The organism is Paraburkholderia sp. SIMBA_027 (genome assembly GCF_046535315.1).
GTDB classification, from domain to species: Bacteria; Pseudomonadota; Gammaproteobacteria; order Burkholderiales; family Burkholderiaceae; genus Paraburkholderia; species Paraburkholderia tropica.
Genome location: NZ_JAWRWY010000005.1, coordinates 463809 through 487545, shown reverse-complemented (window position 1 = coordinate 487545; position 23737 = coordinate 463809). Strand labels below are relative to the sequence as shown.

Here is a 23737-nt window from a genome sequence, read left to right as displayed (position 1 = left end):
GTCCGCTTATTCGTTAGGTGGACACGATACTCCCAAGACCTTTAGGGCATTTCAAGATGGGTTGCCCAGTCGCTTACCGACCAGATTATTTTCTCCTCAGCGTTCTTGCGGGAAAAGTCTCTGAGCCTCAAAGAGAATCTTTGCGGAATTGTTGCACCGACCAGTTTGCGAACTAAGCTGCTTAGCCGCCGTGAGATTTTTGATCATCTTCCTGTGCTTGGCACAGTCGAACTTAGGAGTGAATCGTGACCGATTTCGCCGATGCATTTAAGCGTGGGCAAGACGCCGCAGCACTTGCGGCTCAAGCTCGCACCGAAATCGATGAGGTATTTGAAGAAGCAAAAGAGCAACTGCTAGCTGCCACCGAAGGGAAGTTAGAACTCGGCAGAGAAAATTTTCCCAAGCCAAGAAAAAGAAACCCTGGTGACCTAATTCTTGGGGTGGCCTTCAGTGCTTTGGATGCGTTGGAGCCTCGAGAGATGGAGATGTGGATCGCAGGGCGAAACCCGAAGGCTGTCGACTCGGATTGGGTCAAATTGGCGAAATGGGATCGAGCGCAGGAGGGATATCCATGTCAGATCGTCTACGATAGGGCGGACGTCAGATGTCACGACCGAACCGCATTGGCTGACGCAATCGGAGAAATGTTGGCAAATGCATCGATTGGGGAGAAGCTGCGCGAACTCCTACGACTCGCGCTAAAGCAAGCTGAATAAAACTTGCAGAGCAACCGATCTCGACACCAGCGGAATGGCTGCCAAGGCCAGCAAGCAAGACTGCCTCCGACTATGTTCGTCGATCGCAGCACGTCCTTCGCGCCGTCGAGTCTGGAAAACCGCAAAAATCAGGCGTCGCAATGGCGACGATCAGCCGATCGTGCGCCGAAGCCAATGCTCAGCTATGCTTGCCAGACCCAGCTGCGCGCCCCTTTCCGGTTGTGCTGTCCCACAGCATCCAGCGACATGGCATTAAATCCGCCCTAATTTGGGGGTATTTTTGGGGGTATTTCCGCAGCATCGCAACATGGAGCCCCCGTCCACAAAGCCCCTGATAGCCAGATGCGATTGCCGCCGGCACCAAAATTCTGCGCAGCAAATAAAAAACTCGCGAAAGCTTTTACAAGCTTCGCGAGTTTTTTGTTTTTGCATCGCAATAATCTGCGATAAATCAAAACCGGCGCGAATCGAATTCAATCGAACTCAATCGCACCGGCTTTCACTAAATTGTCATAAAAATATCAATTGTCCTGCGGGCATTGCAGATTACAGCCATTCGGATCGCCGAGATCGCCCTTTTTACGCGCGGAAGTCGGTTTGCCGTGCTGATATTTGGCATCCGGCGCCGATGCCGCGAACTGCATCTGCGGATGCGCGTTGAACTTGAACTCGTCGTCGAGGATGCCGCCCGGCACGCCCGGCGAGTTCTGCGCGAAGGCGACGTTGACGGTGGCGAACAGCACACCCGCGGTCGCGGCGGCTGCACAAACATTAAGCAGGAATTTCATGGTCGATCGGCGCGCTCAACGCGCATCTGGAACGGAAGAACCTATACGGTCTGAAAGTATCACAAAAAGCGCCGCACTCTGCAGCCCCACCCGCTGGACATGTTGCGTCGTATTACAGCGCGCGGCCGGCGAGGCCTCGGCCGGCACACGTCAGCGCGCGCCCGCCCAGCCTTCGTCGAGCGGCACGATGTCGCCGCAAGTGTCGGGATCGTAGCCTTCGAGCTGCGCCACCGCCTGCCGGAACGGCGCGCCGCGCAACAACTCGAGCACCGCGGCGAGCGGCTCGCGTTCGAGCTGCCCGCGATCGCAGGCGAAGAAATAGTCTTCGTCGACGATCGGAATGAAGTCGAGGCCGAAGTGATGCGCGGCCGGCTCCACGCCGAAGCCCACGTCCGCCATGCCGCTCGCGACGAAGGCCGCAATCGCCGAGTGCGTGAGTTCCGACGAGGCATAACCGTTCACACGCTCCGGATCGACGCCGATACGCGTCAGCAGCAGATCGATCAGCATGCGCGTGCCCGAGCCGGGCTGCCGGTTCACGAAGCGGATATCGCCGCGCGCGAGATCGGCGAGGCCCGTCACCTGACGCGGGTTGCCGCGTCCGACGAACAACCCCTGCTTGCGCCGCGTGAGATGGATCAGCACATGACGCTGCGGGTCGAGCCAGTTGCGATACGCGTCGGCGCACGCCTCGCGAAAATCGCCGCGCGGCAGATGGAAGCCCGCCAGATCGCACTCGCCGCGCGCGAGCGCCGAAATGGCGTCGGCGCTGTCGCGGTACTTGATCTCCACCGGCACCTGATCGCCGACCAGCGCCGTCACCAGCGTGGCCACCGCGTAGCCGTGCGAAGCATGGATGCGCAGATCCTGCACGTCGGGCGCGAGCCATCGATTGAGGTCGCTCGCCACTTCGCTCGCGAGCGCCTGCAGATTGCCCTGAAGTCGCTCGCCGCACAGCCGCTGCGAACGCAGCACCGCCTCGCCGAGTTCCGATAGCACCGACCCGCGCCCGCGCGCTTTCGCGATCAGCGCGCCGCCCAGACGCTCCTCCACTTCACGCAACAAACCCCACGCATGGCGATAGGACAAACCCTTACGCTGCGCGGCCTGCGCGATGCTGCCTTCCTCCGCGACGAGCGCGAGCAGCGGTACAACGTCCGTCAGGCTTGCCTCGCGGCCATCCGCGTCGCGCACGACCAGTTGCGCCTGGCACTCCACCTTGATCATTATGAAGTCTTCCTTCCTATTGCGTCCGCCATTCTACGGGCCTATTGTTCGTCCATACAACGAGACAACCCCAGCATAGATGCACACTTTATGAATAACAAGTGCATATATGTGCCAGGAGGAGCCCCACAATGGACGAGACAACCCAGACCGCCGGGTCACAGGCCATCGCACCCGATGCCCTCGTGCAACGGCACGCGCAGCCCGGCCGCAACCTGATTGCGATCCTGCATGCGATCCAGGACGAGACCGGCTTCGTGCCGCCGGCCACCGTCGCGCCGCTCGCAAAAGCCTTGAATCTCTCACGCGCCGAAGTCCACGGCGTGCTGACCTACTACCACCACTTCCGCACCACGCCGCCCGCGCCCGTCACGGTTCAACTGTGCCGCGCCGAAGCGTGCCGCAGCATGGGCAGCGAAGCGCTCGCGCAGCACGTGGAAGCGCGCACCGGTTGCCGCTTCGGCGCGCAGCACGGTCACGGCGACGAACACGCGCACCAGGCGCACGAAGCGCACGAAGGCGACGTCGCGCTGGAATCGGTCTATTGCCTCGGCCAGTGCGCGCTCTCGCCCGCCATGATGATTAACGGCACGTTGCACGCAAAAGTAAGCCCGCAGAAGTTCGACGCACTGCTCGCGAAGGCGCTGGCCGCCGTCGTGCGCACCGAGGAGGCCGCATGACGCGCATCTACGTTCCCCGCGATTCATCGGCGCTCGCGCTCGGCGCGGACGACATCGCCGCGGCCATCGCACGCGAAGCCGCCGCGCGCGGCATCGACATTGAACTCGTACGCAACGGCTCGCGCGGTCTGCTTTATCTCGAACCGCTCGTCGAGGTAGCGACGGCCGATGGCCGCGTCGGCTACGCGAACGTCGAGGAAGACGACGTCGCCGGGCTGTTCGACGCGAACTTTGTGCAAGGCGGCCAGCACGCACGCGGCGTGGGCCTCGTCGAACAGATTCCGTATCTGCGCAAGCAGCAGCGCCTGACCTTCGCGCGCATCGGCATCACCGACCCGCTCTCGACCGACGACTACGTCGCGCACGGCGGCCTCGACGGCCTGCGCAACGCGCTCACGATGACGAGCGCCGACGCCTGCGAAGCGCTCGTCGAATCGGGTCTGCGCGGACGCGGCGGCGCGGCCTTCCCCGCCGGCATCAAGTGGCGCACCGTCGCGCAGGCGCAGGCCGACCAGAAGTACATCGTCTGCAATGCCGACGAAGGCGACTCGGGCACCTTCTCCGACCGTCTCGTGATGGAAAGCGATCCCTACGTGCTGATCGAAGGCATGACGATCGCGGGCCTCACCGTGGGCGCGACGATCGGCCATATCTACGTGCGCAGCGAGTATCCGCATTCGATCGCCGCGCTCGAAGAAGCGATCCGCCGCGCGCGCGTCGCGGGCTGGCTCGGCGACAACGTCCTCGGCAGCGGCAAGCGCTTCGATCTGTTCGTCGCCAAAGGCGCGGGCGCCTATGTGTGCGGCGAGGAAACGGCGCTGCTCGAATCGCTCGAAGGCAAGCGCGGCGTCGTGCGCGCGAAGCCGCCGCTGCCCGCGCTCGCCGGTCTCTACGGCAAGCCGACGGTCATCAACAACGTCATCACGCTCGCCACCGTGCCGATCATCTTCGCGAAGGGTGCGGCGTTCTACAAGGACTTCGGCATGGGCCGCTCGCGCGGCACGCTGCCGTTCCAGCTCGCGGGCAACATCGCGCGCGGCGGCCTCGTCGAACTCGCGTTCGGCGTGACGCTGCGCGAACTGATGGTCGACTACGGCGGCGGCACCGCCAGCGGCCGCCCGGCGCGCGCCGTGCAGGTGGGCGGGCCGCTCGGCACCTATCTGCCCGAGAGCCAGTGGGATATTCCAATGGACTACGAAGCGTATGCGGCAGTCGGCGCGGTCGTGGGCCACGGCGGTCTCGTCGTGCACGACGATACGTCCAATCTCGCCGGTCTCGCGCAGTACGCGATGGAATTCTGCACGCTCGAATCGTGCGGCAAGTGCACGCCCTGCCGCATCGGCTCGACGCGCGGCGTCGAGGTGATCGCGAAGATCCGTAGCGGCGACACATCGGAAAAGCAGGTCACGCTGCTGCGCGATCTGTGCGACACGATGGTGTCCGGCTCGCTCTGCGCGATGGGCGGCATGACGCCCTACCCCGTGCTCTCCGCGCTCAATCACTTCCCGGAAGATTTCGGTCTCGAACCCGTCGCGCAACCGAACGCGGCCGCCTGAACGAGGAACCACCATGTCCGACACGCTCATGTCCCAAGCCGGTGGTTGCGGTTCCGGCAATTGCGCCTGCAAAAGCGCGGCAATGAACAAAGCCAACGCCCGCTCGCCCTTCGACGACACCGACTACGGCACGCCGCTGCGCCACGCCGATGTCGACGTCACGCTCGAAATCGACGGTCAGTCCGTGACGGTTCCGGCAGGCACCTCGGTGATGCGCGCTTCGATCGAAGCCGGCGTCAACGTGCCCAAGCTCTGCGCGACCGACTCGCTCGAACCGTTTGGCTCGTGCCGTCTGTGTCTCGTCGAAATCGAAGGGCGGCGCGGTTACCCGGCGTCGTGCACGACACCCGTCGAAGCGGGCATGAAGGTGCGCACGCAAACCGACCGTCTGCAGAAACTGCGCCGCAACGTGATGGAGCTCTACATCTCCGATCACCCGCTCGACTGCCTCACCTGCCCCGCCAACGGCGACTGCGAACTGCAGGACATGGCGGGCGTGACGGGCCTGCGCGAAGTGCGCTACGGCTTCGACGGCGCGAATCACCTGAAGAACCAGAAGGACGAATCGAACCCGTACTTCACCTACGATCCGTCGAAGTGCATCGTCTGCAACCGCTGCGTGCGCGCCTGCGAGGAAACGCAAGGCACGTTCGCGCTGACCATCGCCGCGCGCGGTTTCGAATCGCGCGTCGCGGCCGGCGCGGGCGAAGCGTTCATGGATTCGGAATGCGTGTCGTGCGGCGCCTGCGTCGCCGCCTGCCCGACCGCGACGCTGCAGGAAAAGAGCGTGGTGATGCTCGGCCAGGCCGAACATTCGGTGGTCACGACCTGCGCGTATTGCGGCGTCGGCTGCTCGTTCAAGGCCGAGATGAAGGGCAACCAGGTCGTGCGCATGGTGCCGCACAAGAACGGTCAGGCGAACGAAGGCCACGCCTGCGTGAAGGGCCGTTTCGCGTGGGGCTATGCCACGCACAAGGACCGCATCAAGAAGCCGATGATCCGCGCGAAGATCACCGATCCGTGGCGCGAAGTGAGCTGGGAAGAAGCGATCGCCTACGCGGCCAGCGAGTTCCGCCGCATCCAGGCCAAGCATGGCCGCGATTCGATCGGCGGCATCACCTCGTCGCGCTGCACGAACGAGGAAACCTATCTCGTGCAGAAGCTCGTGCGCGCCGCGTTCGGCAACAACAACGTCGACACCTGCGCGCGCGTGTGCCACTCGCCCACGGGCTATGGCCTGAAGACCACGCTCGGCGAATCGGCGGGCACGCAGACGTTCGCGTCGGTCGATCACTCGGACGTGATCATGGTGATCGGCGCGAATCCGACCGACGGCCATCCGGTGTTCGGCTCGCGTCTGAAGCGGCGCGTGCGTCAGGGCGCGAAGCTGATCGTCGTCGATCCGCGCCGCATCGATATCGTCGATACCGCGCACGTGAAGGCCGAGCATCATCTGCAACTGCGCCCCGGCACCAACGTGGCGATGGTCAACGCCCTCGCCCACACGATCGTCACCGAAGGGCTCGTGAACGAAGCCTTCGTGGCCGAGCGCTGCGAGACGCGCGCGTTCGAGCAGTGGCGCGATTTCGTCGCGCTGCCGGAGAATTCGCCGGAAGCGATGGAAGCCGTCACGGGCGTGCCCGCTGCGCTCGTGCGCGCGGCCGCGCGGCGCTACGCGCAGCCGGGCAACTCGGCGATCTATTACGGCCTCGGCGTGACGGAACACGCACAAGGCTCGACGATGGTGATGGGCATCGCCAACCTCGCGATGGCTACGGGCAACATCGGCCGCGAAGGCGTGGGCGTGAACCCGCTGCGCGGCCAGAACAACGTGCAGGGTTCGTGCGACATGGGCTCGTTCCCGCACGAACTGCCGGGCTATCGCCACGTCGGCGACAGCACGACGCGCGCGCTGTTCGAAGACGCCTGGCAGGTCACGCTGCAAAGCGAGCCGGGCCTGCGCATTCCGAACATGTTCGAAGCGGCGCTCGACGGCACCTTCATGGGTCTTTACTGCCAGGGCGAAGACATCGTCCAGTCCGATCCGAACACGCAGCATGTGGCGGCGGCGCTCTCGTCGATGGAATGCATCGTCGTGCAGGACATCTTCCTGAACGAAACGGCGAAGTACGCGCACGTGCTGCTGCCGGGTTCGTCGTTCCTCGAAAAGGACGGCACCTTCACGAACGCCGAGCGCCGCATCTCGCGCGTGCGCAAGGTCATGCCGCCGATCGCCGGTTACGCCGACTGGGAAGCGACGATCCTGCTCGCGCGCGCGCTCGGCTACGAGATGGACTACACGCATCCGTCGCAGATCATGGACGAAATCGCGCGTCTCACGCCGACCTTCCATGGCGTCTCGTATGCGCGGCTCGACGAAATGGGCAGCATCCAGTGGCCCTGCAACGAAGACGCGCCGGACGGCACGCCGATCATGCACATCGACGCCTTCGTGCGCGGCAAAGGCAAGTTCGTCATCACGAAGTTCATCGCTTCGCCGGAGAAGGTCACGCGGCGCTTCCCGCTGCTGCTCACGACGGGCCGCATTCTGTCGCAGTACAACGTGGGCGCGCAGACGCGCCGCACCGACAACTCGCGCTGGCACGAAGAGGACCGGCTGGAGATCCATCCCGTCGACGCCGACGATCGCGGTATCCGCGACGGCGACTGGGTGGGCATCGAATCGCGCGCGGGGCACACCGTGCTGCGCGCGCAGGTCAGCACGCGCATGCAGCCGGGCGTGGTCTACACGACGTTCCATTTCCCCGAGTCGGGCGCGAACGTCATCACCACCGACGCCTCGGACTGGGCCACCAACTGCCCCGAGTACAAGGTGACCGCCGTGCAGGTCAACCACGTGCAGCAGCCATCGGACTGGCAGCGCGAGTACTCGCGCTTCAACGAGACGCAGCTCGAATTGCACCGCTCGCGCGAACCGCTGACCACTTCAGGGAAATAAGCGATGAAAGCAGATCACCTGATCGAGATGGCGAACCAGATCGGCATGTTCTTCGATTCCTTGCCCGATCGCGAGGAAGCGCTGCTGGGCATTGCCGAGCACATCCGCAAGTTCTGGGAGCCGCGCATGCGCCGCACGCTGCTCGCGGCGCTCGACGCTCACGCGCGGGAAGACGCGGGCTTCAGCGAGATCGTGTTCGCGGCGCTCTCGACGCATCGCGAAGCGCTGGCGCCTGCCGCGGCTTAGCCGTCTTAAGCAGATTCACGCTCGACGCCGCGCGGCCTCGACGGGCCGCGCGGCGTTTTCACGTTCACTCCGCCACCGGATGCGGCGACGCCGACGGAGAGAACCACGTCTCGCAGTGACGCAGCAGTCCGTTCAGATCCGAATGCGGACGGCCGCGCGCGCACAGATAGCCATCGGGGCGCACGAGATAGAACGCGGGCCGCGTGCGGCCATACGCATCGCCGAGCGAGGCCGCGCCGCCGTCGACGGGCGGCGCTTCGCCCTCGGGCAGATCGGCGAGCCACCAGACGCGCACCGCGCGCGGCAGCACGCGTTCGACGGCTTCGGCGAATCGCCGCAACGCTTCGACGCCGTTCTTCGCGTTCGGGCTTGCGCTTGGGCTCGCACTCAGGCTCGCGCCTTCGGCCAGCGCATCCATTTCGCGCGCCACGTCGTCGTCGACGAGCAGAAACAGCGAGAAGCTCGCCGGATCGTGCAGATCGAAAATGCGCCCTTTCTCCGGCGCCTTGCCGAGCGGACCGTCGACCACGCGCACCTGCGCATCGGGCGCACGCTCGCCCGCGCGCGGCCCGCCGTCGAGCACGCGTTCGAGCGTGAGCGGACTGCGCCGGTATTGAATCGACAACTCGCTGACGGCCTGACGCGCCGCGTCGCGCAACGGCCCGAGCGCGACCAGCGCCGGCATCACGCGCTCGCGCAGCAGCTTGAGCGGGCCGTGATCGGCTTCGACCAGTTGCGTCATGAAGCTCGTCTGCTGCAGCACGATGCGCTCGATCGGGTAGCGTTCCGCGTGATACGTGTCGAGCAGCCGGTCGGGCGCGCCGCCGAGCGCGCGCGCGAGCTTCCAGCCCAGATTGAAGGCCTCCTGAATCCCCGTGTTCATGCCCTGCGCGCCCGCCGGACTATGCACGTGCGCCGCGTCGCCCGCGAAGAACACGCGCTCCATGCGCAAGTGCCGCACCATGCGGCTGTTCACGTGAAAGTACGACGCCCAGCTCATGTCGCTGATCGACACCGGATGATGCACGCGATGCTGCACGACCGCGCGGCATTCCTCGAGCGTCGGCACCGGCATCGCGCCTTCGGGCGCGGCGGGCAGCATGGCCTTGTGATCGGCGATCAGGCGATAGCGGCCGTGTCCGTACGGCAAGATCGCGGCCAGCCCGTCGCCCGAGGCGAAGATATGGAATTCGTCGTCGGACCACGGCGTGATCGCACTGATATCGGCAAGCAGGAAGGACTGCGCGAGCGTCTCGCCATCGAACTTCATGTTCAGCCGATGGCGCACCGTGCTGTGCGCGCCGTCGGCGGCGATCAGATACGCGCAGCGCAGCGCCTCGGTGCGGCCGTCGGCGCGACGCACGTCGGCGCTCACGCCCGCCGAGCCCTGCACGAATTCGATCAGCTGCACGCCGCGCTCGACCTGCACGCCAAAGGTCGCGAGCTGCGCGGTGAGAATGCGCTCGGTCTCGGTCTGATCGATGAACAGCAGATACGGATAACGCGTGAACAGCGGATCGAAATCGAGCCGCGCGCGGCGCTGGCCGTTCGAATAGAGATTGGCGACGTGCGCGCGATGGCCGCGTTCGAGAAACGGCTCGACGATGCGATGCTGCTCGAACAGTTCGAGCGTGCGCGCCTGAATGCCGATGGCGCGCGAATAACGTCCGGGCTCGTGCGCGCGATCGATCACGCGGACCGGAATGCGCGCGCGGGCAAGACTCAGCGCGGCGGCGAGACCCGTGGGTCCCGCGCCGACGATGAGCACGGACGGCTGGGAGAAAGCCTCGGTCATGCAGACCTCCATGCGGTCAACATGAGTCGTAGTGTACGCCCGCAACCCCTATGACCGTCGTGGGTTCAACGTGCCCTGCCGCGCATGGCGCGCGGATCCGACGCCGCCTGGCATCGATTCAGCGATGGATCTGCGTCGCACCATCGAGCGAGCAACGATGCGCGCTGGTGCCGAGATCGACTTGCAGCGTCACGTGCGTCATGCGAAAGCGCTCGCCGAGCGACGTGACGATCGCATCGAGCGCGGCGTCGCCCGGATGGCCGGCGGGCATGACGAGATGCGCGGTCAGCGCGGTGCCGGTGGTCGAGAGCGCCCAGACGTGCAGGTCGTGTACGTCGGTCACGCCTTGCTGCTCTGCGAGAAAGACGCGAATACGCTCGATGTCGACGCCTTGCGGCACCGCCGCGAGCGCGAGCCGCACCGACTCGCGCAGCAGGCCCCACGTGCCGTAGACGATCACGCAGACGACCGCGATGCTCATCAGCGGATCGACGCGGGTCCAGCCCGTCGCGAGAATCACGAGGCCGCTCACGGCGACGGCGGCGGATACGGCGGCGTCGGCGGCCATGTGCAGGAAGGCGCCGCGAATGTTCAGATCGTCGGCCCGGCCGCGCATGAACAGCCACGCCGAAAAGCCGTTGACGAGGATGCCGAGGGTCGCGACCACAAAGACATCGAAGCCCGCGACGCTGGCCGGATGCAGGAGCCGCCCCACCGCTTCGGCGAGAATCGCGCCGCAGGCCACGAGCAGCAGCGCGGCGTTGGCGAGCGACGCGAGAATCGACGAGCTGCCCAAGCCGAACGTAAAGCGCGCGGACGGCGCGCGCGTAGCGAGCCAGGCAGCGCCCCAGGCGAGCAGCAGGCCGAGCACGTCGGAGAGATTGTGGCCCGCGTCGGCGAGCAGCGCGGTGGAATGCGCGAGCACCCCGTAGACGGTCTGCGCGACCACGATCACGACGTTCAGCGCGACGGCCAGTGCGAATGCGCGATGTTGGCCCGCCGCGGGTGCGGGGTTGTGGGTGTGGTGGTGTCCGTGCGCGTGGCCGCTGTGATCGTGATGATCGTGGCTGTGGTGGTCGTTGTGATCGTGCGGACGCTCGCGTGCGGAACTCATCGTCCACGCTCCTGAACGTCGGATGACGCAACTTCGGCCGCCTCGGCCACATGCGCCAGTATGCCCGCCAGCATCGCGCCGATATGCGCGTCGGCGGCGGCGTAGAACACCTGCTTGCCCTCGCGCTCCGCCCGCACGATGCGCGCCGCGCGCAACAGCCGCAGATGATGGCTGACGAGCGACGGCGAGAGCCCCAGCGCATCGGCGATCGCGCCCACCGCACGGCGGCCGGCCACGCAGACCAGCACGATCTTCAGGCGCGTCGGATCGCCCAGCAGGCGAAACAGAACGGCGAGCGGCGCGATGCGCTCGTCGACGGAAACATCACCGGAAAATTCGCCGGAAAATTCGCTGGAAAAATTGCGGGAAAGCGTCGGCATGGTCAGGATCGGAAACATATGAACCCTCATTCATACGTTAGGCGCGATGCGACAAAACCGCAACGAGACCTTTCAACTTCGTGGTTGGCTCCTCCGAGTGTGGGAAAATGACGGGTTCGTTTTCATTACGTCTCGCCTCTGGTTCATGGAACAGGTTTTTGTCCGCGCGTACGCCGCTCATCGCGACGGCCGGCTGGCTGATGCCGAGCGCGGTTATCGCGCGACGCTCGCCGCCGATCCCGTGCACGTCGATGCGCTGCATTTGCTCGGCGTGCTGCGGCACCAGCAGGGCCAGCACGCCGAAGCGGCGGACCTCGTGCGCCGCGCGGTCGAGCTGCGTCCCGACGACGCCGCGCTCCAGCTGAACCTCGGCAACGCGCTCAAGGCGCTCGGCGAGCTGGAGGGCGCGATCGAGCGCTTTCGCAACGCGCTCACGCTCGCGCCCGCCTTCGCGCTCGCGCACTACAACCTCGGCAACGCCTACGCGTCGATCGGCCGCCACGAAGACGCGATGTACGCGTTCGGCCACGCCGTGCGCCTGCAACCCGGCGACGCCTCGTCTCACAACAACCTCGGCAACGCGCTGCACGCGCTCGGCCGTCACGCCGAAGCCGCGGATGCCTTCCGCCGCGCGCTCAAGATCCGCCCCGGCCACGCGGGGGCGCACAACAATCTCGGCATGGCGCTGAACGCGCTCGGCGACAGCGCGGGCGCGGTCGAGCACTTCCAGAAGGCGCTGCGGCGCGAGCCGCGCTTCGTTGCGGCGCACTTCAATCTGGCCAATACGCTCGACGCAACCGGATACCACACCCAGGCCGTCGCCGGTTTCGAGGCCGCACTGGCGCTCCAGCCGCAGTTTCCGCCCGCGCTGTTCGGGCTCGGCAACGCGCTCGCCTCGCAGGGCCGTTACGCGGAAGCGATCGGGCCCTATGAACGTGCGATCGGCTTCGATCCGAAATTCGCGCTGGCCTGGCTCGCGCTCGGCACGGCGCATCACGCGCTCGGCCGCCACGCCGCCGCCCTGCGCGCCTTCGACGAAGCGCTGCGCGTGCGCCCGGAACTGGCCGCCGCGCACCTGAACCGCGCGCTGACGTGGCTCACGCTCGGCGACTTCCGGCGCGGCCTGCCCGAGTACGAATGGCGGCTCGATCCGGCTTTCCGCGACGAAGCGGCCGCGCGCGGCACGCCCGTCGCGCTTGCCGCCGATGCGTCGACTGAGACGTCGGCCGATGCGTCCGGCCTGCCCAACGGCCCGCTGCCGCGCTGGTGCGGCGAGCCGCTCGCGGGCCGCACGCTGCTGATCCAGGCAGAGCAAGGTTTCGGCGACACGCTCCAGTTCGTGCGCTTCGCGCCCCAGATTGCCGCGCGCGCGCAGCAAAGCGGCGCGCGCGTCGTGCTCGAAGTACAGGCGCCGCTGATCCCGCTGATCGCGCCCGCCGCCGAAGCCGCGCGCGTCGGACTGATCCCGCAAGGCGCGCCGCGCGCGAGCATCGACGCCGACCTGCATATTCCGCTGCTGTCGCTGCCGCTCGCGCTCGGCGCCACGCCCGACACGCTGCCCGCGTCCGCGTCCTATCTGTCGGCGCCCGCCGCGTACCGGCGCAAATGGCGCGGCTCGCTCGGCGGCCAGGCGCGGCGCAAGATCGGCCTCGCGTGGTCGGGCCGCATCCAGAAGCAGGAAAACCGCGCGCTGCCGCTCGCCGCGCTCGATCCGCTCTTCGCACTCGACGGCATCGACTGGATCGTGCTGCAGCCGAATCTGACCGCCGCCGAACAGGCAGCGCTCGACGCCCATCCGCGCGCGCGCACGATCCATCGGCTCGGCGACAAGCTCGCCGACTTCGCCGACACCGCCGCCGTGATCGAGCGCCTCGACGCCGTGGTGTCCATCGACACGTCGATCGCCCACCTCGCGGGCGCGCTGGGCGCGAAGCTCTGGCTGATGCTGCCGTTCGCCGCCGACTGGCGCTGGTTCACCGGCACCGACACGAGCCCGTGGTATCCGCGCGCGCGCCTCGTGCGCCAGCCGCGCCCGGGCGACTGGGACGCGGTGGTCGCACACGTCGCCCGCGCGCTGCGCGAAGATTGACGCCCCACACACCGCCCACGCCGCGCAGGCAATAAAAAACCCCGCATCAGCGGGGTTTTTTCGTTGGCGCAGCCGGCGTGTGACGTAGGCGACGTCAAACCGCCTTGTACTGATTGCGCGCTTCCGGCGTGCGATAGAGCACGAGCGTGGCGATCAGCCCGCAAATGCCCGCGACGCCCATCCACGCGCCCGGCGCGGCCTTGTTGCCGCTCACGTGGATCAGGTAGGTCGAGATCGCGGGCGTGAAACCGCCGATTGTCGTCGCGAGACTGTAGGCGAGCGAGAAGCCGGCCGTGCGAACGTCGGCGGGCATCACCTCGGTCAGCGCCACGACCATCGCGCCGTTGTAGCAGCCGTACAGGAACGAGAGCCACAGCTCGACCGTCAGCAGGCGGCCGAAGGACGGATCGGCGACGAGCCATTGCACGGTCGGATAGGCGGTGAGGATCGTCAGAACGGTGAAGGTCAGCAGCACCGGACGACGGCCGACGCGATCCGAAATCGCGCCCGACACCGGCAGCCAGAACAGGTTCGACAAGCCGATGCAGACGGTCACGACGAGCGTATCGAGTTCGCCGAGCTTGAGCACTTCCTTGCCGAACGTCGGCGTATAGGCGGTGATCATGTAGAACGAGACCGTCGTCATGATGACCATGCCCATGCCGCCGAGCACGATGCCCCAGTTCTGCACCATCGACGCCATGATTTCGCTGATCGACGGACGATGCTTCTTCTTCGCGAATTCTTCGGTTTCCTGCAGCGAGCGACGGATGATGAACAGGAACGGCACGATGAGGCAGCCGATGATGAAGGGCACGCGCCAGCCCCACGCCGTCATCTCCTCGACCGGCAGGATGCGATGCAGCAGCACGCCGAGCAGCGCCGCGAACACCACGGCCACCTGCTGGCTGCCCGACTGCCACGACACGTAAAAGCCCTTGTTGCCCTTCGTCGCGATCTCGGACAGATAGACCGACACGCCGCCCAGCTCCACGCCCGCCGAGAAGCCTTGCAGCAAACGCCCGAGCAGCACGAGCATCGGCGCGAGGAAACCGATCGTCGCGTAGCCCGGCACGACGGCGACCGCGAGCGTGCCGAGCGCCATCAGGCCGAGCGTGAGGATCAGGCCTTTGCGGCGGCCATGATGGTCGATGTAGGCGCCGAGGATGATCGCGCCGAGCGGCCGCACCAGAAAGCCCGCGCCGAACACGGACAACGAGAGCATCAGCGAGGCGAAGGCGTTGTTGCTGGGGAAATAGGTCCGGGCGATCGCCGAAGCGTAATAGCCATAGACCATGAAATCGTACATTTCCAGGAAGTTGCCGCTTGTTACGCGGAAAACCGTCCGGACTTTCGATTCGCTCGATGCTGCGTGGGACGCGGTAGACATGACGTTCTCTGGTGAAGACAGCCGGAGGGTGGCGAGGTCGGCCGCAATGTTCGGCCGCAACGTTCGGCCGCAACGCTCGGCCTCGATCGCCTGTGATCGTGCGACGTTGAACCTGCCAACGCGCGCGGGCGCGCCCGGCGGGCGCTCATTATCCGGCTGGCCTGAATCGCCATATATCGGGGAAAACCTTACAAGCTGCGATCAACGTCCGTCAACGCCGCGTATTTCTTTCCAAAACCATTCAATTATTTCATTACACTTTCACTTTGATGCACGCACTTTGCGCGCAGCCGCCGCTGACCTATCGTGCACAATAGTGAGCCGATCCGGACTTTCGTCGGCGATGCGAACGGGACAGCACCTTCGCTCGCGCCGACCACCGCCACGCATGCCCATCGCCACTTCCCTGCTGCTGCGCCCGGCCACCGCCGCCGACGCCGACCTCCTCGCCGCCATGCACGCCGCCAGTTGGCAGGCGACGTATCGCGGCTTGCTGCCGGCCGCCTTTCTCGATCGCGAAGTGGGCGCTGAACGCGCCGCGTACTGGCGCGCGCGCATGGAAGCGCCGGGCGCCGATCGCCGCCTCGTGCTAATCGCCGAGATCGCCGCAGTCAACGCCGCGGACGAAGAGGCCCCGCGCACGCCGGCAGGCTTCGTCTGCGTCGAGCGCCAGCCCGACTCGCCCTGGGGCGTGCTGCTCGACAATCTGCACGCGCTGCCCGCGCATCAAGGCGTCGGCGTGGGCAAGACGCTCATGGAGGCGGCCCGGCGCTGGGCGCGCGGACAAGGCGAATCGCAGCTCTATCTGTATGTGCTCGACGGCAATACACCCGCGATCGCGTTTTATGAGCGCCAGGGCTGGGAGTATTCGGGCGCCGAACCCGACCACATGGGCGGCGTCGATATCACGGCGCTGCGCTACGTCTACCGCCTCGACGCACGCGCCTAGTACGCGTCCGATCCACGCCTTTTTTCAGACCTATCCGATAGACCCGAGACAGAGTCGCTCGCATCATTAAAAAGAATTGATTTCTTTAATGTGGCGCGCCATTGGCCAGCTGATCGCGCGCGCTCAATCCATCACGGCATGCCTGCACCTGCCTTGCCGATGCAGCGAGAGACTCATGTCAACTTATCCATTAGTTCAGGTGGAAGGCGCACTGGCCATGCCGCATATGCGCCCGCTCAACCGCGTCCCGCCGCCGTTCGGCCGCGAATGGGCGCTGATTCCGCCGCACTTCAGCCTGCGCACCGAACTCCACGCGCTTTACGCCGCTCTGCTGCGCACGGCCTGCCTGAGCGCCGAGGCATTCCGCAAGGTCTGTCGCTGGGAAACCGGGCTCCGTACGCGTAGCGAGACGCGTCGCCCGGCCGCCGCACCCGTCGGTGCAACATTGAATGTCGCTCAGGCCCAGCAGGCTGCCGCAGCCGCGTTGCAGCGCAAGACGGCTAGCGCGCCGCCTGCGGCAGACGCTTCGCCGCTCGCGCCTCTCGAACGCACGCCGCCGCGCAATCACAAGCTCACGGCCACCGCGGTCGGCATCGGCGGCGCGGCCGTGCTTGCGTGGATCGTCGCCAGCCACACGCAGCCAGGCGAACACCGAAACGCAACGAGGGCAAGCACCGACGCGCCGGCGAGCGTGCCCGACAGCCCCCCCACCAAGCTACCCGCGAACGCGCTAACACACGCGCCGGTCAGTCACGGCGCCTCGGCGTCGCAACGACTGGCCGAAGCGCGGGCGTTGCACGATCTCAGCTATTCGGGCAGCGTCACCGCAAGCGCGCCGAAGGTCAACGCCCCGCCCACCGGTTCCGCACGCAACACGGCGGACGCCGGCGTAGCGGCCAGCGCGAGCGTCGGGGCGCGGCAGCCCGATGCGGCGGTCGCGCCTTCGAAGGCAACGCCGGCTTCATCAGCGCCGCCTGCCCCGCTTGTCAGCGCGCGGCCCACAGAGCCGCGCCCGCCCAAGGCCGCAACAGTGCGCGCCGAACCGCACGACTACGCGGCCCAAGCCAACCCGAACACGCCCTTGCGCGCCCCGCTCTCGCGCAAAGCCGAGCCGGCCAGCCGCGCCTCGCATACGGCCAAAGCGCGTCACGCGTCGGTCGAGTCGCGCGCGGGCTCCGCACGCGGCGACATCGGCCGCCACGTCGCGCATGAGTTTGCGCCCTCGCGTAGCGCGCCCCTCGCCACGACGCAGCGCGCGCATGGGGGCTATTCCACGGCTGAGGCGTATTCTCCGCGCCAGCCGAGCATCGAAGCGGCGAACGACTACACCTCGATCACGACCTACGCGGTCACGCACGCCGCACCGGCCAGCCGCGCATCGGCGCCGGTCGACAGCACGGATTGGGTCAATCATGTTTCGCAGCGGCGCGTGACCGAAGTGCCGGACCGTTTCTCGAAATAACGTCCGGTACACGCTGCACGATTCAGACAACCTTCAGACAACCGAAAAAAAGCCCGGCAGATTGGCCGGGCTTTTTACTTTTTTTCTCCTCGCGACTACCGCGCCGCACGCTATCGCCGCGATCCGGGCAAACCCAGTTCCGTTTCGCGCTGCAACTGATCGACCTGATTCTGCAGCGTGCGCAACTGCACCTGCGCCTGCACCTTCTGCGCGTTGAGCGCCCGCGCGTCGACCTGCATCTGACGCTGATAATCGTCCACGCGCGCCTGCTGCGTGCGCGCCACGTCGAGGTCCGCCTGCAGACGGCGCGCGCGATCTTCGTTAATGGCGATCACCCGTTCGATGAACGCCTTCTGCGCCTCCAGTTGCGTGCGGCGGATTTCCACGTCTGACAGCCGCTGCGTTTGCTGCGCGAAGTTGGCGTAGATGGCCTCCGCACGCGTTTCGTCCTGCGAACGGATCACGCGCCAGAAGTGCTTGTCCTGGAACAGCACGATGTAATACGTCATCTCGGGCGGATAGAAAAACAGGCTCGCACCGTAGCTGGCGTTGTAGGTCGTGCGCATTTCCACGAGTTGCTGATCGTGGATGAGCTGCATCAGCGTGGCGACATCGCCCTGCGTCGCGCCCAGCGTGGCCTGATCGTCCACGATGTCCGCGCGCGGCGATGCGCCGGCCGGCTGGGGTGTCAGGCTGTCGAGCGACGGACGGCTGCCGGCGACCGGCATGGCCTCGCTCGCGGGCGCGCCGGCCCATGCGGCCGCGCCATGCTGCATCAACAGGATGGCTGCGGCCCCCAGCAAGGCGCGGCGCACGGGAAGGGTTTGCTTCATGACTGCCTGTTCCGTTGTCGATTCCGAGTAACCGCTTATTATCGCCGCCCGAAAATCTCAAAAACGGCATTAAATTCGGATAACCGAAGAATCCATCCGACGCTTATCCGATATCACTGACTCCCGACCAGGAATTCGCGGCCGAAGCGCAGGAATGCCCAGAAAAGAAAAAGGGCGAATATCTCGCCCTTTTTTACCCCGTTGCGCTGCGCTTCACACGTTCACTACACGCTCACCACACGCTCATCGGGCGCATGAAAGTGCATGAAAGCGCATCAGAAGCGCGTTTCGCGCGCCGAACGCAGGAACGCGTCGAGCAGCGGCGTGCAGTCGAGCAGTTCGGCGCCGCCCGCGCGATGAAACTCGGGATGCCACTGCACGCCCACCACGAACGGCGCACGGCGATAGCGCACCGCTTCGATCAGCCCGTCACCGGCCGACACGGCCTCGACCGTGAGATCGCGGCCGAGGGTGCGCACGGCCTGGTGATGAATCGAGTTCACGACAGCCTCGCGATGGCCCGGGAACATGCTCGCGAGCGACGAGCCCTCGGGGAACGTGACCGCATGCCGATGCTGATCGTAGTGCTCGCTCACGTGCACGCCCGCCGTCGGCACATCGGTGGCGATGTCCTGATACAGCGTGCCGCCGAATGCCACGTTGATGAGCTGACAGCCGCGGCACACGCCGAGCACCGGCTTGCCCGACTCGATGAATTCGTGCAGCAGTTCCAGCTCGTACATGTCGCGCACGCGGTCGCCGGGCCACTCGGGGCGCGCGGCGGTTTCGGCGTAGGTCTGCGGCGAGACGTCGGCGCCGCCTTGCAGCAACAGACCGTCGAGATGCTTCGCGTAATCGCGCAAACGGATGTTGCTCGGATGCAGCATCCCCTGATGGCCGACCGTCGGAATCATGAAGACGATCACGTCGCGCGACATGACCCAGTGCGCGATCGACTCCTCCAGATATTGCAGCGTCTTGCCGCGCAGACCCTGCGCGCCAGGCTCGGGGTGGAAGATGCGCGCCGAGACGCCGATGCGCAGCGTGCGTTGCGTGATGCGCTGCCCCGCGCGGTCAAAAAGCTGCCGTGCGCGCGCCGCGATGATGCGTCCGAGCACCGACCACGCCGAATCGCTCGGCCGCAGATAGCGCGGCGGATCGGGCGGCAGCGCACCCGGCGGCGGCGGATGCTGCGCGCTGAAATCGGGCGCCTGGCCAAAGCCCGCGGGCGCGGCGCCGGGCCGCGCGCCCGCCGCGGCTTGCGCCTCGGCGGTTTCCGCAGGCGGCTGGGCGGCCGGGTTCGCACCGACGTGCGGGGCAGCCGCGTCGCCCGCCGGCGCGGGCGCCTGACGACCGGCGTCCGCCGTTTCCTCGATCTGCACCTTGGGCACGCTCGCCGACGGCTTGCGCGACGCGGCCACTTCGGCTTCCTGACGCGCCACCGCTTGCGCCGCGGCCTCGCGCGCCTCGGCCGCCTCCTGCGCCTGGCTGGGCTGGACAGGCTGGCCGCCGCCCGGCTCCTCGTCGGCGCCGCCGCCCGAACTGTCCGCGCCCGGCACGTCGGCCGTCACCGCCGACGCGCTCGCGGGCGCATCGGTCGAGGCGCGTCGCGCGGCTTCATCGGTGGAAGCGGGAGAAGTGGGGGAAGCGGCGGAAGCGGCGGGCGTCGCCGAAGCCGCGGGCGTGGAAACAGGAGGAGCGGAAGCGCCCGGCTCGGAGGACTGGGCGGGACGGCCAGCGCCGTCGGGAATCTCGGGGTGGTCGGTCTTGTTATCGCTCATGACGTGGGGACGGGCGCGCCGCGCGCGCGAACGAATGAACAGGCCTCCGATTATGCGTCGCACCGCAGGCCGTTGCCACCCCAATGCACAAATGCTCACACTCGGTGACATTACGCATCACACGACGCCGCGAACCCGCCGCGCCGCCGCGCAAGCGCCATGCCGCGCGGCAGCCCCGGCGCACGCGTGCCTCGGCGCGCCGTCCCACGCGCCGCTACGAATCCTGCCGTTCGTCGAAGGTCTCGCGCAGCGCGATCTGCATGCTCGCGTGGATCCTCACGCACCAGCGCCACAGCAGCATCGTGAGCAGCGCCGCGCAGACGAGCACGCCGATCAGAAAACCCGTCGGCGGCAGGATCGTGCCCGAGAGCGCCGCCACCAGCACGAACACGCCGATCATCGAGACGGCCGGCACCAGTTCCGCGATCGCGTGGCGCAGCGCGCGCGTGAAGCGCCCCGCCTTCTCCGGCTGCACGCTGACCTCGGCGAGCATCAGCGCGAGCGACTGCGTCTTGCGCCACACGGCGACGAGGAACGGAATCGCGAGCACGAGCGCCGCGCTCCAGAGCAGGACGCGCTGGATCCGCTCGTCGGGCACCCAGTTCGCGATCAGCGGCGCGGCGTAACGCGCGCCATACGACATGCCGATGAAGATCGCCGACACCAGCGCCAGATTCACCGCGATCTGCACCACGATGCGCCGCGTCAGCGAAAAGAGCGTCGGTCCGTTCGAGCGCGGCATCAGCGCGCGCAGCCATTGGCTGTAAAGGCCGAACACGTTCGAGACGGCGGGCGGCATCGCGCGCGCGAGGCGCTGCGACAGCGGATCGGCCACGCGGATCAGATACGGCGTGGTGAGCGTCGTGATCGCCGAGACCGTCACCGCGATCGGATAGAGAAAGCCGCTCGTGACCTTCAGCGTCAAGCCGAGCGAGGCGATGATGAACGAGAACTCGCCGATCTGCGAAACGGTCATGCCCACGCGCATCGCCGTGCGGCCGTCGCGGCCCGCGAGGAAGGTGCCCAGTCCGCACGACACGAGCTTGCCGAACACCACGGCGAGCGAAATCACCGCGATCGGCCACGCGTAGTCGACCAGCACGAGCGGATTGAGCATCAGCCCGATCGTCACGAAGAAGATCGCCGAAAATGCGTCGCGCAGCGGCGCGACCAGATGCTCGATGCGCTCCAGGTGCCGCGACTCGGCCATGACCGCGCCGATCAGGAACGCGCCGAGCGCGATCGAATAGTCGAGCTTCACGACCAGCAGGCAGAAGCCGAAACAGAAGCCGAGCACCGAGACCAGCAGCATCTCGTCGCTGCCCACGCGCGCCACGTAGCCCAGCACGCGCGGCACGATCAGAATGCCCGCCAGCAGCGAAACCAGCATGAACAGGAGCAGCTTGCCGAGCGTGATGAGCGCGATGCCGGGCGACAGCTCGCCGGTCTGCGCGATGCCGCCGAGCAGCACCAGCATGGCGATGCCCAGAATATCCTCGACGATCAGGATGCCGAACACGAGCTGCGCGAACGGTTCGCGCTTCACGCCCAGATCGGCGAGCGCCTTGACGATGATGGTGGTCGACGAAATCGCCAGGATCGCGCCGAGAAACAGCGAATCCATCGCCGCCCAGCCGAACGCGCGGCCGATCTCGTAGCCGAGCCAGAGCATCACGACGATTTCGGAAATCGCGGCGACGATGGCCGTCGCGCCCACCTGAAAGAGCTTGCGCAGGCTGAATTCGAGCCCGAGCGAGAACATCAGGAACACCACGCCGAGCTCGCCCATCGTCTGGATGGTCTGCTCGTCGTGGATCAGCTGGAACGGCGGCGTGTACGGCCCGATGATCACGCCCGCCGCGATATAGCCGAGCACGACCGGCTGCTTCAGGCGATGAAACAGCACGGTGACGATCCCCGCGATCGCCATCACCACTGCCAGATCCTGAATGAAGCCGATTCCTTGATGCATGTACGATATTCCTTACAAAACGCTGTCTGATGCCTGAATGTTACCCGATGATCGGCGTCGGCCAAATCGTCGCAATCGAAAAAAGCACGGCCTACAATGATGCGTCCCTGGGCGGCGCGGGCCGCACGTGCATCTTTCGGCGCGCCCATTGCCGGCTTGCCGCCGCGCAATCCGGCACAAGCACCGCCCCGCTCCGTCACTGCTCCGTCACCGTTCCATCACCGCTCAACGAACCGCCATCGAGCCGCCTCTCGCCATGACCGCTTCCGCTGCTTCTTCCGCTTCCTCCGCTTCCGCCACCACGCCGCTCGCCCCGTTCCCGCCGCTCGCCCAGCTGGCCGCCGATCTGGCCGCGGGCCGCACCACGAGCCGCGCGCTCGCCGAAACCGCGCTCGCGCGCATTGCCGATCCGGCGGGCCAGGGCGCGACCGTGTTCACGCACGTCGACGCCGAACGCGTGCGCGCCGCCGCCGACGCGCACGATCGCCTGCGCGCGGCGGGCACAGTGCTCTCGCCGCTCGCGGGCATCCCGGTGTCGGTGAAGGATCTGTTCGATGTGCAAGGCGAAGTCACGCGCGCGGGCTCCACGGCGCTCGCCGGCGCGGCGCCCGCCGAGGCCGATGCGCCCGTGGTCGCGCGCCTGCGCCGCGCGGGCGCGCTGCTGATCGGCCGCACCAACATGAGCGAGTTCGCGTTTTCCGGGCTCGGCCTCAATCCGCACTACGGCACGCCGCTCTCGCCGTATCGCCGCGACGTGAAGGGCGACGAGCGCGTCGCGGGCGGCTCGTCCTCGGGCGCGGCGGCGTCGGTCGCCGACGGCATGGCCGCCATCGCGCTCGGCACCGACACCGGCGGCTCGATCCGCATTCCCGCCGCGTTCTGCGGCCTGACCGGCTTCAAGCCGACCGCCGCGCGCATTCCCCGCACGGGCGGCGTGCCGCTCTCCACCACGCTCGACTCGTTCGGCCCGATCGGCAACAGCGTGGCGTGCTGCGCGCTGGTCGACCGCCTGCTCGCCGGCCTCGCGCCGGTCGTGCCGGGCGCGCGCCGTCTGGAAGGCGTGCGGATCGGCGTGCTGACGAACTACGTGACCGACGGCATCGATCCCGCCGTCGCCGACAGCCTCGACACGGCGCTCAAGCATCTCGACGCGGCGGGCGCGATCGTCGACGAGGTGCGTTTCGCGCCGTTCGAGCAGTTCGCGGACATCAACCGCATCGGCTTTTCGTCGATGGAAGCGTACGCGTGGCATCGCGAGCTGATCGCGCAGCATCGCGACCAGTACGACGCGCGCGTGCTCGCGCGCATCCTGAAGGGCGAGGCGGCGCGCGCCGTCGACTACCTCGATCTGATCGCCGCGCGCGCGGCCGTGATGGAGCAGGCGCAGGCCACGCTGTGGTCGCGCTTCGACGCCGTGATCGCGCCGACGGTGCCGATCGCGCCGCCCTCCGTCGCCCCGCTCGCCGCCGACAACGACGTCTTCGCGCAAACCAACGCGCTGGTGCTGCGCAATCCGAGCGCGTTCAATTTCCTCGACGCCTGCGCGCTGTCACTGCCGATCCATCATCCCGGCGACGCGCCCGTCGGCCTGATGCTCGCCGCCGCGCCTTACGCCGACGACGCGCTGCTGGCCATCGGCCGGGGCGTGGAAGCGGTGCTCGCGCCGCTGCGCTGAGGCTCGGGACGCGAGCGTGTCGTGTGGGTTGCGGCGGGTTGCGGCGGCCGCAAGCCCGCCGAAGCCCTCGCGGATCGCATCGCACAGCGTTGCGCGACAAGCCGCTTCCTCGCGCGGGGCAGCCT

Annotated in this window: 18 protein-coding genes; 9 read left to right on the top strand and 9 right to left on the bottom strand. The window is 66.9% G+C overall.

Annotated elements, in window-relative coordinates; genetic code table 11:
* Positions 1 to 245: 245 nt before the first annotated feature.
* Positions 246 to 716 carry a hypothetical protein gene (locus tag SB764_RS12600; protein WP_410863695.1) on the top strand — a complete coding sequence of 157 codons (471 nt, stop codon included), beginning with the start codon at positions 246 to 248 and terminating at the stop codon, positions 714 to 716.
* Positions 717 to 1237: 521 nt separating this feature from the next.
* Here SB764_RS12600 and SB764_RS12595 read toward each other — a convergent pair.
* Positions 1238 to 1504 (bottom strand): hypothetical protein, encoded by a 267-nt coding sequence (locus SB764_RS12595; protein ID WP_074983912.1) that lies wholly within the window; start codon positions 1502 to 1504, stop codon positions 1238 to 1240.
* Between the two features lie 150 nt (positions 1505 to 1654).
* Positions 1655 to 2731, bottom strand: a complete 1077-nt coding sequence (locus tag SB764_RS12590) for a substrate-binding domain-containing protein (RefSeq protein ID WP_065058270.1) — start codon at positions 2729 to 2731, stop codon at positions 1655 to 1657.
* 131 nt (positions 2732 to 2862) lie between these two features.
* On the opposite strand from SB764_RS12590, the gene SB764_RS12585 reads away from it, so the two are divergent.
* Genes SB764_RS12585 through SB764_RS12570 form a run of 4 tightly spaced genes read left to right on the top strand, consistent with a single transcriptional unit; the run spans position 2863 to position 8172 of the window.
* Complete coding sequence (locus SB764_RS12585; protein ID WP_065058269.1) at positions 2863 to 3411, top strand: NAD(P)H-dependent oxidoreductase subunit E; 549 nt, start codon at positions 2863 to 2865, stop codon at positions 3409 to 3411.
* Positions 3408 to 4967, top strand: coding sequence for a formate dehydrogenase beta subunit (locus tag SB764_RS12580; RefSeq protein WP_065058268.1), 1560 nt, complete (start codon positions 3408 to 3410; stop codon positions 4965 to 4967). Before SB764_RS12585 ends, SB764_RS12580 begins: the two co-directional genes overlap by 4 nt.
* A gap of 13 nt (positions 4968 to 4980) precedes the next feature.
* Positions 4981 to 7926, top strand: coding sequence for a formate dehydrogenase subunit alpha (fdhF, locus tag SB764_RS12575; RefSeq protein ID WP_074983917.1), 2946 nt, complete (start codon positions 4981 to 4983; stop codon positions 7924 to 7926).
* Between the two features lie 3 nt (positions 7927 to 7929).
* The gene (locus SB764_RS12570; RefSeq protein ID WP_065058266.1) at positions 7930 to 8172 is read left to right on the top strand and encodes a formate dehydrogenase subunit delta; all 243 of its coding nucleotides are present in this window, start codon (positions 7930 to 7932) and stop codon (positions 8170 to 8172) included.
* Between the two features lie 64 nt (positions 8173 to 8236).
* Here the strand turns inward: SB764_RS12570 and SB764_RS12565 are convergent, their stop codons facing one another.
* The 3 genes from SB764_RS12565 to SB764_RS12555 all read right to left on the bottom strand — a co-directional run bounded on the left by SB764_RS12565 (position 8237) and on the right by SB764_RS12555 (position 11461).
* Positions 8237 to 9967 (bottom strand): FAD-dependent monooxygenase, encoded by a 1731-nt coding sequence (locus SB764_RS12565; protein WP_110327997.1) that lies wholly within the window; start codon positions 9965 to 9967, stop codon positions 8237 to 8239.
* Between the two features lie 118 nt (positions 9968 to 10085).
* A complete protein-coding gene (locus tag SB764_RS12560) occupies positions 10086 to 11081 on the bottom strand; it encodes a cation diffusion facilitator family transporter (RefSeq protein ID WP_321870268.1) in 996 nt (331 codons plus the stop codon).
* Entirely contained in the window at positions 11078 to 11461 is a 384-nt protein-coding gene (locus SB764_RS12555; RefSeq protein ID WP_321870267.1) for a metalloregulator ArsR/SmtB family transcription factor, read from the bottom strand. Before SB764_RS12555 ends, SB764_RS12560 begins: the two co-directional genes overlap by 4 nt.
* 145 nt (positions 11462 to 11606) lie before the next feature.
* Between SB764_RS12555 and SB764_RS12550 the strand changes: the two genes are divergently transcribed.
* A complete protein-coding gene (locus SB764_RS12550) occupies positions 11607 to 13550 on the top strand; it encodes a tetratricopeptide repeat protein (RefSeq protein WP_065058264.1) in 1944 nt (647 codons plus the stop codon).
* 94 nt (positions 13551 to 13644) lie between these two features.
* Here the strand turns inward: SB764_RS12550 and SB764_RS12545 are convergent, their stop codons facing one another.
* The gene (locus SB764_RS12545; protein ID WP_065058263.1) at positions 13645 to 14940 is read right to left on the bottom strand and encodes an MFS transporter; all 1296 of its coding nucleotides are present in this window, start codon (positions 14938 to 14940) and stop codon (positions 13645 to 13647) included.
* Positions 14941 to 15328: 388 nt separating this feature from the next.
* On the opposite strand from SB764_RS12545, the gene SB764_RS12540 reads away from it, so the two are divergent.
* Together SB764_RS12540 and SB764_RS12535 are read left to right on the top strand one after the other, a co-directional pair.
* A complete protein-coding gene (locus SB764_RS12540; protein ID WP_410863691.1) occupies positions 15329 to 15889 on the top strand; it encodes a GNAT family N-acetyltransferase in 561 nt (186 codons plus the stop codon).
* A 175-nt stretch (positions 15890 to 16064) separates the two neighbouring features.
* Positions 16065 to 17351, top strand: a complete 1287-nt coding sequence (locus tag SB764_RS12535) for a hypothetical protein (RefSeq protein WP_410863689.1) — start codon at positions 16065 to 16067, stop codon at positions 17349 to 17351.
* 110 nt (positions 17352 to 17461) lie between these two features.
* Here the strand turns inward: SB764_RS12535 and SB764_RS12530 are convergent, their stop codons facing one another.
* From SB764_RS12530 to SB764_RS12520, 3 genes are all read right to left on the bottom strand, one after another.
* A complete protein-coding gene (locus tag SB764_RS12530; RefSeq protein WP_065058260.1) occupies positions 17462 to 18184 on the bottom strand; it encodes a DUF2968 domain-containing protein in 723 nt (240 codons plus the stop codon).
* Between the two features lie 275 nt (positions 18185 to 18459).
* Positions 18460 to 19965, bottom strand: coding sequence for a type 1 glutamine amidotransferase (locus SB764_RS12525; RefSeq protein WP_343666406.1), 1506 nt, complete (start codon positions 19963 to 19965; stop codon positions 18460 to 18462).
* 214 nt (positions 19966 to 20179) lie between these two features.
* Complete coding sequence (locus tag SB764_RS12520; RefSeq protein WP_321870262.1) at positions 20180 to 21937, bottom strand: cation:proton antiporter; 1758 nt, start codon at positions 21935 to 21937, stop codon at positions 20180 to 20182.
* A 256-nt stretch (positions 21938 to 22193) separates the two neighbouring features.
* Here SB764_RS12520 and SB764_RS12515 point away from each other — a divergent pair, with 256 nt between their 5' ends.
* Complete coding sequence (locus tag SB764_RS12515) at positions 22194 to 23612, top strand: amidase (RefSeq protein ID WP_410863686.1); 1419 nt, start codon at positions 22194 to 22196, stop codon at positions 23610 to 23612.
* Positions 23613 to 23737: the final 125 nt, after the last annotated feature.

Bases quoted from the DNA above. Each gene is read 5' to 3' on its own strand.
- SB764_RS12595 (WP_074983912.1), bottom strand. From the start codon at position 1,504: ATGAAATTCCTGCTTAATGTTTGTGCAGCCGCCGCGACCGCGGGTGTG.
- SB764_RS12590 (WP_065058270.1), bottom strand. From the start codon at position 2,731: ATGATCAAGGTGGAGTGCCAGGCGCAACTGGTCGTGCGCGACGCGGAT.
- SB764_RS12585 (WP_065058269.1), top strand. From the start codon at position 2,863: ATGGACGAGACAACCCAGACCGCCGGGTCACAGGCCATCGCACCCGAT.
- SB764_RS12580 (WP_065058268.1), top strand. From the start codon at position 3,408: ATGACGCGCATCTACGTTCCCCGCGATTCATCGGCGCTCGCGCTCGGC.
- fdhF (WP_074983917.1), top strand. From the start codon at position 4,981: ATGTCCGACACGCTCATGTCCCAAGCCGGTGGTTGCGGTTCCGGCAAT.
- SB764_RS12570 (WP_065058266.1), top strand. From the start codon at position 7,930: ATGAAAGCAGATCACCTGATCGAGATGGCGAACCAGATCGGCATGTTC.
- SB764_RS12565 (WP_110327997.1), bottom strand. From the start codon at position 9,967: ATGACCGAGGCTTTCTCCCAGCCGTCCGTGCTCATCGTCGGCGCGGGA.
- SB764_RS12560 (WP_321870268.1), bottom strand. From the start codon at position 11,081: ATGAGTTCCGCACGCGAGCGTCCGCACGATCACAACGACCACCACAGC.
- SB764_RS12555 (WP_321870267.1), bottom strand. From the start codon at position 11,461: ATGCCGACGCTTTCCCGCAATTTTTCCAGCGAATTTTCCGGCGAATTT.
- SB764_RS12550 (WP_065058264.1), top strand. From the start codon at position 11,607: ATGGAACAGGTTTTTGTCCGCGCGTACGCCGCTCATCGCGACGGCCGG.
- SB764_RS12545 (WP_065058263.1), bottom strand. From the start codon at position 14,940: ATGTCTACCGCGTCCCACGCAGCATCGAGCGAATCGAAAGTCCGGACG.
- SB764_RS12540 (WP_410863691.1), top strand. From the start codon at position 15,329: ATGCCCATCGCCACTTCCCTGCTGCTGCGCCCGGCCACCGCCGCCGAC.
- SB764_RS12535 (WP_410863689.1), top strand. From the start codon at position 16,065: ATGTCAACTTATCCATTAGTTCAGGTGGAAGGCGCACTGGCCATGCCG.
- SB764_RS12530 (WP_065058260.1), bottom strand. From the start codon at position 18,184: ATGAAGCAAACCCTTCCCGTGCGCCGCGCCTTGCTGGGGGCCGCAGCC.
- SB764_RS12525 (WP_343666406.1), bottom strand. From the start codon at position 19,965: ATGAGCGATAACAAGACCGACCACCCCGAGATTCCCGACGGCGCTGGC.
- SB764_RS12520 (WP_321870262.1), bottom strand. From the start codon at position 21,937: ATGCATCAAGGAATCGGCTTCATTCAGGATCTGGCAGTGGTGATGGCG.
- SB764_RS12515 (WP_410863686.1), top strand. From the start codon at position 22,194: ATGACCGCTTCCGCTGCTTCTTCCGCTTCCTCCGCTTCCGCCACCACG.